Genomic DNA, 14,018 nt, shown 5'->3' on the forward strand with positions numbered 1-14,018 from the left:
GAGGCTGAGATGGATAAAACTATCGGTATTTTTGGTGGTGGGCAACTGGGCCGAATGATGGCTCAAGCGGCGTTACCATTAAATATTCAATGTACTTTTTTTGAAGCAAATACAGATTGTCCAGCAGGTGTTTTAGGCCAAGTCTTTTCTAGCCAAGATAAGCAAGGCTTAAAGCAGTTTATTGAAAGTGCTGATGTTTTCAGTCTTGAGTTTGAAAATACACCCGTTGAAGATGTGGATGTTTTAACACAAACCAAAACATTGCACCCTCCCCGTGTTGCTTTAGCGACTGCGCAAAATCGCTTGTCAGAAAAAGCATTGTTTGATGAGCTTAGTATTCCTGTTGCGCCGTATCGTGCTGTAGATAGCTTAGAAAGCTTGAAAAAGGCTGTTGCTGAGCTTGGTTTGCCGATTGTGCTTAAGACTGCAACTGGTGGATATGACGGTAAAGGTCAGTTTGTACTTCGTTCAGAAGACCAGATTGATACTGCTTGGGCTGAACTTGGTCCTGCAAAAAGTCTAGTTGCCGAAAGCTTTGTTAAATTCTCTCGTGAAGTTTCAATTATTGCGGTGCGCGGGCAAAATGGTGAAGTAAAAACTTGGCCATTGGCTGAAAATCACCACCATAATGGTATTTTATCGCATTCAATTGTTCCAGCACCGAATAGCGAAGCTTTGCAACCTGTTGCTCAAGATTACATTACTCGTTTGTTGAATCACCTCAACTATGTGGGTGTGTTAACTCTAGAGCTGTTTGTGACAGAACAAGGTTTATGTGCAAATGAGATGGCACCGCGTGTGCATAACTCAGGTCACTGGTCAATTGAAGGCGCTGTTTGTTCACAGTTTGAAAACCATATTCGAGCTGTTGCAGGTCTACCATTAGGTTCAACAGACGTTGTTCGCCCAACGGTTATGATCAATATTATTGGTCAGCATCCTAAAACTGAAGATGTACTTGCCTTAAATGGTGCTCATCTACATCTTTATAACAAGTCTGAACGTGCTGGCCGTAAATTAGGCCATATCACTTTAATGCCTGTGGATAGTAATGAATTGACGACCTTATGCCGTCAATTGGCGAAAATTTTGCCAGAACCACTCGCTCTAACAGCAGATATGACCCTTTAAATACTTTTGATTTTGCAAAAAAGCGATCTTCGGATCGCTTTTTTTATCTTTTAAATTTAAAAAATAATAAATTATGAGCATTTTGGGTTTGTGGATAACTTTTTATAGGAATTTTTGAATTTAAATACTGCTGGTATTTTTAAATTTAAAAAGTGAAAACTAGTTTTTACATTGTTTTGAATTTAAAGTTAGTTATCCACAAGAGCGTTTGATTTATAATTGATGATAGAACTCATGGTTTTTGAATTCAAAACTAATGAGGTTTGTTGAAGTGTTTTAAATTCAAAATAACGTGGCAAGTTTGAATTTAAAACATGGGTCGATTTTTGAATTTAAAAATATAGATTGTTTGGTTGATCGGATTTGCTGTGTCATCAAGAATAATGAAATATAGAATAGAATCAATAAATAGCGCTGTTTTTGCTCGATTGTGGATAAGTTTGTCCACAGAAACACCTGTGTTGTAGTTTAAATTTAAAGTAAGGTTTTGAATTTAAACTCTGCGCTAATATTTTGAATTCAAAACTGGTGATGCACTTCAGAGAAGTTTTAAATTCAAAATAAAGTGAGAAATTTGAATTTAAAACATTGGAAATGATTTTAAAGAAGAGATTTTGAATTCAAATTTACGTTTTCTCTCTGAAATTTTAGACTCATAATGGTATGGTACTTAAAAATTTAAATTCAAAAATTGAAACTGGGATAATATGCGACGTTTTTCTTGTATTGTTGGCTCTGTATTTTTAGCAATGACTCAGGCTCAAGCAGAGCTGGTAATTAATGGTTCTACTTCTACAATATCTAGTAATGCGACTGTTCCTGTAACGAACAGTAATACTTATACGCCTAATAATAATTTCCAAAGTTGTTTGGCAAATTTACGTTCTCAAGCAATTGCTGCTGGAGTCTCGGGAACAACTTATGACCGTTATACGCAAAACTTAACACCAGATTACTCGGTTATTGATAAATTAAACTATCAACCAGAATTTTCGACACCAATTTGGGATTATCTTTCTGGCTTAGTCGATGAAGAGCGTGTTGAGCTTGGAAAACAAAAACTAACGCAATATCGCGATGTTTTAAATCGTGCTTCTCAAACCTACGGCGTGCCACCCGAAACAATTGTCGCAGTGTGGGGGGTAGAAAGTAATTTTGGTGATATTTCTGGAAAATATCCTTTATTACAAGCACTCGGAACTTTAAGTTGTGAAGGTCGCCGACAAAGTTATTTCCGTACTGAATTTTTTGCCACCATGCGTATTTTACAACGTGGTGATTTAACTGAAGATCAATTGAAAGGTTCTTGGGCTGGGGCGTTTGGACATACACAATTTATGCCATCGACCTATGAACGTTTAGCTGTTGATTTTGATGGAGATGGTCGTCGCGATTTAGTGTCGAGTACTGCAGATGCATTAGCATCAACGGCTAATTTCTTGAATAAAGCTGGTTGGCAAACAGGAATGCCATGGGGTTTTGAAGTAAAAGTTCCTCAAGGCATGTCAATTGATGGAGAAGGGCGACGCTCAAAGAAAGCATTAAGTAGCTGGAGTGCGCGAGGAGTAACGCGAATTGACGGCTCTCCACTGGTTCAAGGGGCTTTATCTGGCAGTACTTCGGCAGGTTTAATGGCGCCAGCAGGTGTAAATGGTCCAGTATTTTTAGTATTTAAGAATTTTGATGCTATCTATAGTTATAACGCAGCGGAAAGTTATGGTCTTGCAATTGCCCATTTATCTGATCGTTTAAAAGGCGCTCGTCCTTTTGCAACATCTTGGCCAACTGATGATCAGGGAACTTCACGCGCGGAACGTCGTGAAATCCAACAATTTTTGATTAACCGTGGTTACGATATTGGTGCAGTTGATGGTCTTATTGGTGATAAAACCCGTGTAGCCATCCGTCAGGAGCAGACTCGTTTAGGTTTAAATCCAACAGGACGGGCAGGGCAACAAATCTTACGCGCATTTCGCCAAGAACAAGCCCAAAAAATGATGCAATAAACTGAAAAGAATAAAAAGGTCTGCACATGCAGACCTTTTTAATAAGTACTTATATAAGATTACTAATCTAATTTTACCGCTTCCAAAATATCAAAAATAACTGAAGTGACATCTTGGCTTAAATCTCGATCATTAAAGATTTCATACGCAGTGATCGTAACATCTGTATCACTTGGTAATTGCTTTTGTTCTTCTTCAATTAAATGTTCAATCGGTAACAGAGTCTGTTTCACTTCAAGATGTAGAATATCTTTATATTCGATATTTTCATCTTCAAGCTCAATTTCATGCTCATTGAAAAAGGGAATTAGAATAGAATGGAGGTATGGTTTAATTTCAATAATATCAAACAGTTCAATATCACGTGTTTGTTCAATTGTGCTGATGTGATCATTTACTTCAATCAGGATATGGTAATAACTCATCTTGATCTCCATTCTATTTTAGTTAGCTCTTATGACCACAATAACATGACTTTGATATGAATTTCGATGTATCTATCTAGAAATAGATACATCATTTTATATCAAGTCCTTAATTATTGAGGTAAAGCACTTAATAGATTGCGATCAGCATCGGTAAGGCCAGTGACTTTTGTATCACCATCTTTACGAACTGAGTACATCAATGCATTTGGTTGATCACTATGTTTTAAACCAAGCGCATGTCCTAACTCATGAGCAATCGTTAAACGCAAATCATCAATAGATTTAAACTCATAAATCACAATTTGTTTGCCGTTGTAGATACCTTTTTTAAAGACATCAGCTTGAGCATTTTGCTTAAATTGGTTCAATGAATCATTGAACTTATTATTAATCTGATTGAAGTGAGTAACTTTGGTATTCAAATCTTTAGCTTGCTGATTATATAGAGCAATTTCTTTTTTTAAATCAACAGTTTGTTTTTGCAAATCTTTCTGAGTTTTAGCCAAAGATTTCGCACTATATTCAGGTGCTAATTTGCCTTGGTTAAGCTGTATCATTTGCTCGTCAAGATTTTTCAATTTGCCATTCAAAATCTGCTTTTTATTTTCAAGGTCAGATTGAGTTTGACCAAGTGTTTGTTTCAATTGCTTAATTTGTTGCTGTTCATCAATTACACGTTGCTGTTCTTGCTGAAATTGAGCTGCAATTTTTTGACGCTGTTCAGAACGACTTTGACCATTATCGTAAACTAGACGAATTTCTAACTTTGCATTTGGATCATAAGTAAAATAATCTTGGCCAGTGCCTTGTTTCCAAATATCCGCAGCTTGTTGGCTAATCTGGATTAATTGATCTTGGCTTAAACCAAAACGTGGATCAACTTCAGCAATTCTATAAGTCAGATGCTGACCAGCTTTTTGCTGAATTTGAGGATGAGCTGGAGTAGCAAGATGAGCATTAGCCTGAAAATTAGAAAAAGCAAAGGCTACGCCTAGTAACAAAGATGTTAAACGCATAATCGACGGGAGAGATTTAAAAAAAACGTATTATAAGAATATAAAGTGAAAAATCAATCAAAAAATGTACAATTTCGATAAATAAATGAGACTTTAGTCTCATAATTTTTTACAAAATGCCAAATTATTTTTTAGAAAAAATTTAATATTCTTGGTTTAGTGTAGTTTTTTTAATCATTTAACTTTAATGATTTTCCTTAATTGAACTATAAATTGAGCCTAATAACTCTAAATCTGAATCTGTTAATTTGAAATTATGGATATCTTGCTCTTTTAAACGGGGATACATTAAAGATTTGGGATCAGTAGTATGTTTTAGTCCTAATGCATGGCCAAACTCATGAGCAAGGGTTAAACGTAAATCATTTAAAGAAGCATAACCATAAATTTGAATTTGGTTTTGGCTGAATAAGCCTTTATGGAAGGGTTGAATACTGGCTTTTTGCTCTAGCTTAAATTGTGTCATTAAAGTTGTTAAATCACTTTGCTCTTGATTTAGTTTCTTGATTTTTGTATTAAGTATTTGAATTTTAAAATTTAAATTATTTGATTCGTTTTGCAGATTTTCAGACTTTTGCTGTAGCTGATTTTGCTGCTCTTTTAACTTATCAGCACGATAGTATCGATGTTCCCCTTGATTAAAGCGTATTACGTCTTGTTGATATTGCTCAAACTCAGCTTTCAGGCTGATCTTTCTTTTGTTTAAATCAGACGATAGCTGATCAATTTCTTGTTTATTTAAAATAATTTCTTCATTTTTAAGACGCCATACTTCCTGCTTTTGCAAAAGTGCATTCAAATTTTCTTGTTGCTCGCTTTTCATCAGTTGATGATCATCATAAATTAAGTTAATTGATAACTCTGCTTCTGAATCATAGATAAAATAGGTTTTTCCCGTCTCTTTGTGCCAGATTTCAGCAGCTTGTTGGCTTACTTCAATAAGTTGTTCTTTAGTGAGTTGAAATCGTGGATCAATAAAAGCAATTCGATACTTTAAAGGTTGATTAGAGGAACCCATTGCTAGATTATTTTGAGCAAAGCTTGTCGTTTGAAAGCTTATGCATAAACATAAGCTTAATCCCCACCATAGAATTTTTTTCATGGAAAAATAAAAAATATAAATAAATCTTATTGTTAGCTACTTAATTTAATTCGTCAAAATGATAAAAAGTGCAGGAGAGTAGGTGGCTTTGTGACCGTGGTAGAAAAATTCAAAAAGATGTTTTTATATTTGGCAATAATGGAATAATTAATGTAATAAGTAACAATGTATTTTAGTTTAGAAAATCTTTTTTATAATGAATAGATTAATTTTTATAATTGACCTTTTTGACATTAAATAATTTAAAAATATATGAAAAAACGTATTGTTATTTTTTGTAACCAATAAAAAACCGCGCCTAAGCGCGGTTTTTTATTAAAGAAACAAATTATTTTTTGTCATCTTTAACTTCAGTAAATTCTGCATCTACAACACCATCATCAGCTTTTTGTTGACCTGCATCGCCACCTTGGAATGCATTTGGATCAAAGCCTTCAGCACCACCAGCTTGCTGTGCTTGTTCATAAGCACGTTGAGTGATAGGCATCAAGATGTTTTGTAAAGCTTCAGTTTTAGCTTTGATTTCTTCAACATCATTTTCTTTAGTTGCTAATTCAAGTTCAGAAACCGCAGTACTTACAGCTGTTTTTTCATCTTCAGTAACTTTGTCACCAAGATCTTTAACTGCTTTGTTCGAGCTTGAAATCAATGCATCAGCTTCGTTACGAGCTTTTGCAAGTTCTTCAAACTTACGATCTTCTTCAGCATTCGCTTCAGCATCTTTAATCATTGCTTCGATTTCAGCATCAGACAAACCTGAGTTTGCTTTAATCTGGATCGATTGCTCTTTACCAGTGCTTTTATCTTTAGCAGATACTTTCAAGATACCATCAGCATTGATGTCGAAAGATACTTCAATTTGTGGCACACCGCGTGGAGCAGGCGGAATGTCACCTAATTGGAAGTTACCCAACAATTTGTTTTGTTGAGCCATCTTACGTTCACCTTGGTAAACAGAAATGTCTACAGCAGGCTGGTTGTCAGCAGCAGTAGAGAACACTTGTGATTTCTTCGCAGGAATCGTCGTGTTTTTCTCAATGATTGGTGTTAATACACCACCCATTGTTTCAATACCTAAAGTTAATGGTGTTACGTCTAATAAAAGAACGTCAGTTTTGTCACCAGACAATACCGCACCTTGAATCGCAGCACCGATTGCAACTGCTTCGTCAGGGTTCACGTCTTTACGTGGCTCTTTACCAAAGAATTCTTGTACTTTTTGTTGTACAAGTGGCATACGAGACTGACCACCAACCAAGATTACGTCAGAGATGTCAGAAGTCGAAAGACCAGCATCTTTAAGCGCGATACGGCAAGGCTCAATTGTACGAGCAACTAAATCAGCAACTAAACCTTCAAGTTTTGCACGAGTTACGTTGATCACTAAGTGTTTAGGACCAGTTGCATCGGCAGTGATATATGGAAGGTTGATTTCAGTTGCATTCGATGAAGAAAGCTCGATTTTTGCTTTTTCAGCAGCTTCTTTCAAACGTTGTAACGCAAGTGGATCATTTTTCAAGTTCACACTTTGTTCTTTCTTAAATTCTTCAACCAAGAATTCAATTAACGCGTTATCAAAGTCTTCACCACCAAGGAAAGTATCACCATTTGTTGATAACACTTCGATTTGTTGGTCGCCATCAAGATCTGCGATTTCAATGATTGATACGTCAAAAGTACCACCACCTAAGTCGTAAACAGCAATTTTACGATCGCCTTCTTTTTTGTCCATACCGAACGCAAGTGCAGCAGCAGTTGGTTCGTTAATGATACGTTTAACGTCTAAGCCAGCGATTTTACCCGCATCTTTAGTTGCTTGACGTTGAGCATCGTTAAAGTAAGCAGGAACAGTAATAACTGCTTCAGTTACTGTTTCACCTAAATAGTCTTCTGCAGTTTTCTTCATCTTTTTCAAGATTTCAGCAGAGATCTGTTGAGGTGCTAATTTTTTGTCGTTTACTTCAACCCAAGCATCACCATTGTCAGCTTTGATGATTTTGTAAGGTACAAGACCGATGTCTTTTTGTACCGCTTGATCTTCATAACGACGACCAATTAAACGCTTAATAGCGAATAATGTATTTTTAGGGTTAGTTACTGCCTGACGCTTAGCACTTTGACCCACTAAGATCTCGCCATCCTTATAAGCGATGATCGATGGGGTTGTACGTGTGCCTTCAGCGTTTTCGATTACTTTTACTTTATCGCCTTCAAGTACAGCAACGCATGAGTTGGTAGTACCTAAGTCAATACCAATAATTTTTGCCATGTGACGTTTTCCTCAAAAATTCTTTTGCAATGTTTTTGCTTGTTATCCGATATGAGAGTGAATCTATTTTTTTCAAGCATTTTAGCTAAAAAAAATCTAAAAACTCTCAAAAATTTACTTATTGACCGACCATAACCATAGCAGGGCGCAATAAGCGGCCATTTAAGGTATAGCCTTTTTGTAAAACAGTACCGATTTCATTCGCTTTAGCATTTGGATCAATACCAACTGCTTGATGTAACTCTGCATTGAAACCATTTTTAGTGTCAGCTTCTACAACGCCAAATTTTTCAAGCGCAGTTAACAGCGACTTCAATGTTAATTTGATACCTTCAAGTACTGGTGTTTCTTCATCACCCGCCGCTTGAATTGCGCGTTCTAGATTGTCTACAGAATCCAGTAATTCTTTTGCAAACTTTTCAAGCACAGTTTCCTTATGCTTTTCAGACTCACGTTGAATACGCTCTACACTTTTTTGTGCTTCGTAGACAGCATTCGCTGTACGTGCTTTTTCAAGTTTAAGACTTTCTTCTAATTTAGTGATTTGCGCTTGTAAAGATTCAACGGTAACGTCGTTTGCTTGCTCTACACCTTCAGCCTGAGTTTGCTCATTAGATTGCTCTGCTTGCTCGTGTTGAATGTCTTGAGCTTGCTCATTTTGCTCATTAGCCATTGATGATCTCCGTTTAAATGGGTTTTTAAACATGTACAGTCCTTTTGGCATCAGCATTTACTGGGTAAAACCTGAACTGCCATGCATATGCTGTAATTCATTAATAGCTATGAAGTATGGGCATTGCCTAAAAATTCAAGCGTACACGGCAATTTAAAACTTTTAATTTTGCGGTTTTAAGTAAAAATCTAAATTTTCGATCATAAAAGCAATAAATTCCTGCGTTATTTTGGGTAAATGTTGCCTCGATGCATATACCACTGACAAACTTAATTCCGGAGCTGAAAAGTTTTTAAATAAAGGAACTAGGCGTTTTTCTTTTAAATCTTTTTTAACTAATAGTGAAGGTAACATTGCTACACCTTGGGCATGTAGACACATGTCATAAACAGCATTTACATCATTACTTTTAAAGGTAACGTTCAAAGGATAATTCTGTGGTTGGTGCTCTTCATCAAAAAGAGTCCAGTACTGATGCTGGCTATGGTGAGTTAAACATTCATATTGAATAAGTTGTCTTGGGTGAGAGAGGGGGCTGTGCTGCTTTAAATAATCAGGATGAGCGCAGAAAACGGACTCGATTTGACATACAGGTCGTGCAATTAATCCATCTGCAACTTTTTGCGTTATACGTAAAGCTAAATCGACCTGTGCATCAATCAAGTCAATTGTATTTTCAGTAAGATATACGTCAAATTGAATATGTGGGTGCTGCTTTTTAAATTGACGAATACATTCCCCAACACCTAATTGGAATAAAAATAAACCACAGGTAAAACGAATCGTACCATTATGTTGTTCGGGTGCTGCCAGCTCTTGCAGAAGTTGTTGTTGCTGTAAAATATTTTCGCAGTAGAGTAGGGCTTTTTCACCGGCCGGAGTGAGAGATATTTTTCGGGTATTCCGCTGAAATAGTCGAGTTGAGAATGTGTGCTCTAGGTGCTCAAGATAGCGAGAAACCATGGCACGGGAATAATTAAGATGTTCGGCGGCTTTGGTTAAATTGCCATGTTGAGCAATAGAAACAAAGACATGTATGGCTTTTAATGTATCCATATGCTTTATCATTATTACAAGATATGCAACAGTTTATCTTAATTTAGTGCGTTTATCTTACAGAGATTGCAATTTAAAGTATTCCTCATGAAATTGGAGAATACATAATGAAATTTTTTAAATTAACTGCTTCAGCCCTAGCAACTGCCACAGCTTTGACAATGGCTTCCTCAGCTTTTGCGCAAGATCTAAAAATCCAAAGTTTTCTGGCTAAACCCGAACATTTTGGCGTGACTTCTACTTTAATTGAAGGTGATAAAGAAGTTCTATTGGTTAATGCGCAATTCTCAAAATCTGAAGCATTACGTATTGCTGCTGACATTATCGATAGTGGTAAAACGCTCAAGACAATTTTCGTAAGCTATGGCGATCCAGATTATTACTTTGGCTTAGACGTATTTAAACAATACTTCCCAAATGTACAAATCATCGCAACGCCGGAAACTGTTAAACATATTCAAGATACTCAAGCACTCAAAGTGAAGTATTGGGGTCCACAAATGGGTGCAAATGCGCCTAGCCAAATTATTGTGCCTCAAGCTTATACTGCTAAAACTTTAAAGCTAGAAAATGAGTCAATCGAGATTAAAGGTAAGAAAGAACTTACTTATTTATGGATTCCTTCTTCAAAAGCCGTAGTTGGTGGAATTCCAGTATCTTCAGGCATTCATTTATGGATGGCAGATACACCTAAAACTAAAGATCGTGCTGAAGTCGTTCAAACTCTAGAAAGCATTAAAGCACTTCAACCTAAAATTGTTGTTCCTGCTCATATGGTTGAGGGAGCTCCACAAGGTCTAGATGCTGTTAACTTCTCAATTAACTATTTAAATAGTTATGAAAAAGCGGCTAAAGCAAGTAAAAATTCGGCTGAGCTTAGTCAGCTTATGCAAAAGCAATATCCAACTCTTAAAAGTGTGGATAGCCTAGAGTTAGGCGCAAAAGTTGTAAAAGGCGAGATGCAATGGCCGTAATTTAGTACTTAGGCCATATCTACTTTCAAAAGAACCGTGATCATTTCGCGGTTCTTTTATGAAGAAATGAATTTTTAAGCAAAAAACCTCTGTAACATTCTACGCACCTTATATAGCGTTTCTATAAAGAGAATTTTTTTGAGCAGAGCAAAAGGTTAAGATAAAAATTAAAAATTGATAAAATTAAACAAAAGCTTAACTTGCAAGGTTTATATAAAAGATAGAGCTAAGAGTAGGGAAGCAAATTTAATAAAAAATTGCACAACTTGTACTTCTATTACTACAAAAGACAACCAATGATACGCACGCCAGAAAAAAAAATTGTGAATTATAGGCAGCGCGAAGATGATCTTTGCATTTAAGTGTTTGTCGTAATGAAAGGAAAGCGATTATGAAAAAATTAGGTCTTATCTCTGTAGTACTTGCTGGTGTTGCTTTTACAGCTGTTGGTTGTGCATCTGAAGCTGGTTTAAACGCATCAGGTTCTGCTCAAACAAGTGCTAGCCCATCTGGTGTACATGCTGGTGTAGGTGTTGATGCTGGCGTTTCTGGTCAAGCACAACCAGGTCAAGTTGATGCTGGTGCTTCTGGTTCAGTTTCAGGTTCGGCAACTGCTCAGTAATTTGCTGCTAAAAATAAGAGATATGAGTTTATAGAACATATATGTTCAAGATGCCGATACATATATGAAATGAGCTGCTACTCATTTTTCTATAAATTAGAGAGAATTTATATTCCTCAAAAAAGCCCCAAAAGACTTATCTCTTCGGGGCTTTTTATTCTATCTAGTATTGAATTTAGTCATCATGACGGTAATCTCGGTGGTCATGATCTCGATCTTCAACCCGTTTTTTATCCCAATCGCGGTGCTTTTTATCCCATTCACGACGATCTTTTTCTTGTTCACGAATATCTTTACGTTGTTGTTCGTATACTCGTTGACGCTCTTCCCAACGTTTCTGTTCCCAACCATTATATCGACGTTCGTCATTGCGGTCGTAGCGACGATTATCATCATGATTATGGTAACCTCCACCACCACGATAATAAGGGTCGTCTGGATAAGCAACACAGCCTACAGTTAAAAGACTGGTTGCTAACATAGTAACAACTAGTTTTGCTGACATAGCAGTACCTCTTTTTTTGTCTGTTAACAATAATTGGCAAAAAAGTCCTGTTTTAATCGACAGATTTGTTAATGACATTTGCTATAAATCAGATTAGCGTAATTTGGGTTTTACCTTTGTATCTTGATTACGTGAGTTGTATGCGAATATAGTCAAACAACAAAGAATTCTGTAGAAAATATGAAGGATAAGAGGAATTCATGGAGATAGGCATGACAGCATTTAATCAAAAAATTCAAACATTGCTAGAAAAGGGCCAAGGGCCCGCTGCTCGAGCTCTTGATAAGTTACCTGGATTAGCTCAAGAATCACTTGCCAAAATTCTTGGATATTCTTACCAATATCCAGATCTCGACTCATTTACTAAATGTATGATGGCTGTACAAATTAAACAGGGTCATATCGGTTTCATTGGTTCAGACCCCATTGAGTCTAGAAGGCAGTTCGATACCCAAATGCTGGCTATACGCCAGAAATCAACCGATATTGATTCAGTAGAAGATATTCGTTTACCTCTCCAAAGTGGAACCGTTTTCGCGAGACACTATCATCCTGCACCGAATAAAAAATTACCTATTATTGTTTTTTATCATGGGGGAGGATTTGTTGTTGGTGGTTTAGATACCCATGATGAGGTTTGTCGTATATTGGCAAAATATGCAAAAGTACAAGTACTCAGTATCGATTATCCTCTAGCACCTGAGGTTTCTCCTCAGCATTTAATCCAATCTTGTGAAGATGCTTTAGCTTGGGTGTATCAAAATCGTAGACAGTTAAAAATATTAAAAGGTCGAATTGCGGTAGCGGGGGATAGTGCAGGGGGAAACATTAGTACGGTCGTGGCTCAAAGATCAGTAAATAAACCTTATGCTCCACAGGCCCAACTTCTTATTTACCCTGCAGTTGATTTCAAGAGCCGACATCCTTCCTTCTATGCCTATAACGAAGGGTTGGTTTTGACAGATAAAGATATCAATAATGTCACTCAATATTACGCAACTCAGCATAACGTAGAATTAGACGATCCTATTATTTCTCCAACCTATGGAAACTTGAAAAAGAATCCACCGGCTTTCGTGATTACTGCTGGGCATGACGTATTACATGATGAAGGAAAAATCTATAGCTATAAGCTACGCCAAAATGGCGTCAAAATGCATTATGAAGAATACTCAGATCAAACCCATGGGTTTATAAATTTGACACCTATTTCTAAAAAGGCCAAACGGTACACCATTGAGTTCAGTAAAAACTTTAGAAAATTCTGGGATAAAAATAGCTAAATAAAAGTTTGGTCCATGTTTCACGTGGAACGTGGACTCATACTCAAATCTAAAATATCAGGCTTTAAATAAAAGATAATAAATACTCACTAGAATTCTTTTATATAGACGATTAAATTTAACCTTTATTAAGTTTTGCATTTTACTGTAGGAAGATATGAAAAAATTATTAATGTTATGCTGCTTGGGTTTAAGCAGTCATTCAGTCTGGGCTGACACTTTAGTTGAAATGCAAACAAATTTAGGCAACATAGAAATACAACTTTATGATGAGAAAGCCCCAATCAGCGTGAAGAATTTTAAAAGCTATATAAAGTCGAACTTTTATAAAGATACGATATTCCATCGGGTAATTCCTGGATTCATGGTACAGGGTGGTGGGCTTACTACAAATATGCAGGAAAAGACCACTCGAGCACCAATCAAAAACGAAGCTGGAAATGGAATTGCTAATACGCGCGGAACCTTAGCAATGGCTCGTACCGCAAATCCTGACTCAGCTACTAGTCAGTTCTTTATTAATGTCGCAGATAATAGTTTTCTAAATCGCTCTGCTGGTAATGCGGGCTATGCAGTTTTTGGAAAAGTGATTAAAGGAATGGATGTGGTTGATCGTATTGTAAAGGTACCTACAACCAACGATGGAATGCATCAGAATGTCCCAAAACAACCTATTAAGATAATAGAAGTGAAAATCAAAAAAGAATGAAAATAAAATATCTTAATACTTATTGATATTTATCAGTGACTTGTGATGATATTTTTACTTTTTTTGATTTTAATTGGGTGAAAAAGAATCGATCAAACACATATGTTTATAAAAGTGCTTGCGTACCAGTTTTTTTCCCCTATAATGCACTCATCCCGACGCGATACATGAGAATATCTTAGCTTACAGGGTTAAGATAAAAAGCTTAGTATTGCGTTGAATTCTGTCTCTGACGAAGAGCAGA

General features: G+C 36.3%; 12 protein-coding genes and 1 pseudogene. 6 read left to right on the top strand and 7 right to left on the bottom strand.

The features are described 5' to 3' along the window. Positions 1 to 9 precede the first annotated feature (9 nt). The gene (locus tag WA249_RS17735) at positions 10 to 1,131 is read left to right on the top strand and encodes a 5-(carboxyamino)imidazole ribonucleotide synthase (protein ID WP_336170672.1); all 1,122 of its coding nucleotides are present in this window, start codon (positions 10 to 12) and stop codon (positions 1,129 to 1,131) included. Between the two features lie 707 nt (positions 1,132 to 1,838). Beyond that, complete coding sequence (locus WA249_RS17740) at positions 1,839 to 3,137, top strand: lytic murein transglycosylase (protein ID WP_336170674.1); 1,299 nt, start codon at positions 1,839 to 1,841, stop codon at positions 3,135 to 3,137. Between the two features lie 62 nt (positions 3,138 to 3,199). On the opposite strand, the gene WA249_RS17745 is transcribed toward WA249_RS17740, so the two are convergent. The 6 genes and pseudogenes from WA249_RS17745 to WA249_RS17770 form a co-directional block, all read right to left on the bottom strand. Then, positions 3,200 to 3,574: a hypothetical protein gene (locus WA249_RS17745; RefSeq protein WP_003656007.1), complete on the bottom strand. Its 375-nt coding sequence runs from the start codon at positions 3,572 to 3,574 to the stop codon at positions 3,200 to 3,202. A 101-nt stretch (positions 3,575 to 3,675) separates the two neighbouring features. Then, positions 3,676 to 4,684, bottom strand: a pseudogene (locus tag WA249_RS17750) (matrixin family metalloprotease). Between the two features lie 81 nt (positions 4,685 to 4,765). Beyond that, positions 4,766 to 5,683: a matrixin family metalloprotease gene (locus tag WA249_RS17755; protein ID WP_336170677.1), complete on the bottom strand. Its 918-nt coding sequence runs from the start codon at positions 5,681 to 5,683 to the stop codon at positions 4,766 to 4,768. 328 nt (positions 5,684 to 6,011) lie between these two features. Beyond that, complete coding sequence (gene dnaK, locus WA249_RS17760; protein ID WP_336170679.1) at positions 6,012 to 7,952, bottom strand: molecular chaperone DnaK; 1,941 nt, start codon at positions 7,950 to 7,952, stop codon at positions 6,012 to 6,014. Between the two features lie 118 nt (positions 7,953 to 8,070). Continuing rightward, the gene (gene grpE / locus WA249_RS17765; protein WP_016139708.1) at positions 8,071 to 8,625 is read right to left on the bottom strand and encodes a nucleotide exchange factor GrpE; all 555 of its coding nucleotides are present in this window, start codon (positions 8,623 to 8,625) and stop codon (positions 8,071 to 8,073) included. A 162-nt stretch (positions 8,626 to 8,787) separates the two neighbouring features. Continuing rightward, positions 8,788 to 9,681 carry a LysR family transcriptional regulator gene (locus tag WA249_RS17770; RefSeq protein WP_336170683.1) on the bottom strand — a complete coding sequence of 298 codons (894 nt, stop codon included), beginning with the start codon at positions 9,679 to 9,681 and terminating at the stop codon, positions 8,788 to 8,790. A 107-nt stretch (positions 9,682 to 9,788) separates the two neighbouring features. Here WA249_RS17770 and WA249_RS17775 point away from each other — a divergent pair, with 107 nt between their 5' ends. Together WA249_RS17775 and WA249_RS17780 are read left to right on the top strand one after the other, a co-directional pair. Beyond that, positions 9,789 to 10,655 carry an MBL fold metallo-hydrolase gene (locus WA249_RS17775; protein ID WP_336170685.1) on the top strand — a complete coding sequence of 289 codons (867 nt, stop codon included), beginning with the start codon at positions 9,789 to 9,791 and terminating at the stop codon, positions 10,653 to 10,655. 391 nt (positions 10,656 to 11,046) lie between these two features. Further along, positions 11,047 to 11,277 carry a hypothetical protein gene (locus WA249_RS17780; protein WP_199968781.1) on the top strand — a complete coding sequence of 77 codons (231 nt, stop codon included), beginning with the start codon at positions 11,047 to 11,049 and terminating at the stop codon, positions 11,275 to 11,277. Between the two features lie 175 nt (positions 11,278 to 11,452). Here WA249_RS17780 and WA249_RS17785 read toward each other — a convergent pair whose 3' ends face one another. Continuing rightward, positions 11,453 to 11,782 (bottom strand): hypothetical protein, encoded by a 330-nt coding sequence (locus WA249_RS17785; protein WP_336170688.1) that lies wholly within the window; start codon positions 11,780 to 11,782, stop codon positions 11,453 to 11,455. Positions 11,783 to 11,994: 212 nt separating this feature from the next. Here WA249_RS17785 and WA249_RS17790 point away from each other — a divergent pair, with 212 nt between their 5' ends. Then, positions 11,995 to 13,065 (top strand): alpha/beta hydrolase, encoded by a 1,071-nt coding sequence (locus WA249_RS17790; protein ID WP_336170690.1) that lies wholly within the window; start codon positions 11,995 to 11,997, stop codon positions 13,063 to 13,065. A 157-nt stretch (positions 13,066 to 13,222) separates the two neighbouring features. Further along, positions 13,223 to 13,774 (top strand): peptidylprolyl isomerase, encoded by a 552-nt coding sequence (locus WA249_RS17795; RefSeq protein WP_336170692.1) that lies wholly within the window; start codon positions 13,223 to 13,225, stop codon positions 13,772 to 13,774. The last annotated feature ends 244 nt before the right edge of the window (positions 13,775 to 14,018 follow it).

The sequence above is a fragment of the Acinetobacter sp. 161(2023) genome (genome assembly GCF_037027805.1).
Taxonomy (GTDB): domain Bacteria; phylum Pseudomonadota; class Gammaproteobacteria; order Pseudomonadales; family Moraxellaceae; genus Acinetobacter.

Coding starts and splice junctions, on each gene's coding strand:
- WA249_RS17735 (WP_336170672.1), top strand. CDS start 10: ATGGATAAAACTATCGGTATTTTTGGTGGTGGGCAACTGGGCCGAATG.
- WA249_RS17740 (WP_336170674.1), top strand. CDS start 1,839: ATGCGACGTTTTTCTTGTATTGTTGGCTCTGTATTTTTAGCAATGACT.
- WA249_RS17745 (WP_003656007.1), bottom strand. CDS start 3,574: ATGGAGATCAAGATGAGTTATTACCATATCCTGATTGAAGTAAATGAT.
- WA249_RS17755 (WP_336170677.1), bottom strand. CDS start 5,683: ATGAAAAAAATTCTATGGTGGGGATTAAGCTTATGTTTATGCATAAGC.
- dnaK (WP_336170679.1), bottom strand. CDS start 7,952: ATGGCAAAAATTATTGGTATTGACTTAGGTACTACCAACTCATGCGTT.
- grpE (WP_016139708.1), bottom strand. CDS start 8,625: ATGGCTAATGAGCAAAATGAGCAAGCTCAAGACATTCAACACGAGCAA.
- WA249_RS17770 (WP_336170683.1), bottom strand. CDS start 9,681: ATGGATACATTAAAAGCCATACATGTCTTTGTTTCTATTGCTCAACAT.
- WA249_RS17775 (WP_336170685.1), top strand. CDS start 9,789: ATGAAATTTTTTAAATTAACTGCTTCAGCCCTAGCAACTGCCACAGCT.
- WA249_RS17780 (WP_199968781.1), top strand. CDS start 11,047: ATGAAAAAATTAGGTCTTATCTCTGTAGTACTTGCTGGTGTTGCTTTT.
- WA249_RS17785 (WP_336170688.1), bottom strand. CDS start 11,782: ATGTCAGCAAAACTAGTTGTTACTATGTTAGCAACCAGTCTTTTAACT.
- WA249_RS17790 (WP_336170690.1), top strand. CDS start 11,995: ATGACAGCATTTAATCAAAAAATTCAAACATTGCTAGAAAAGGGCCAA.
- WA249_RS17795 (WP_336170692.1), top strand. CDS start 13,223: ATGAAAAAATTATTAATGTTATGCTGCTTGGGTTTAAGCAGTCATTCA.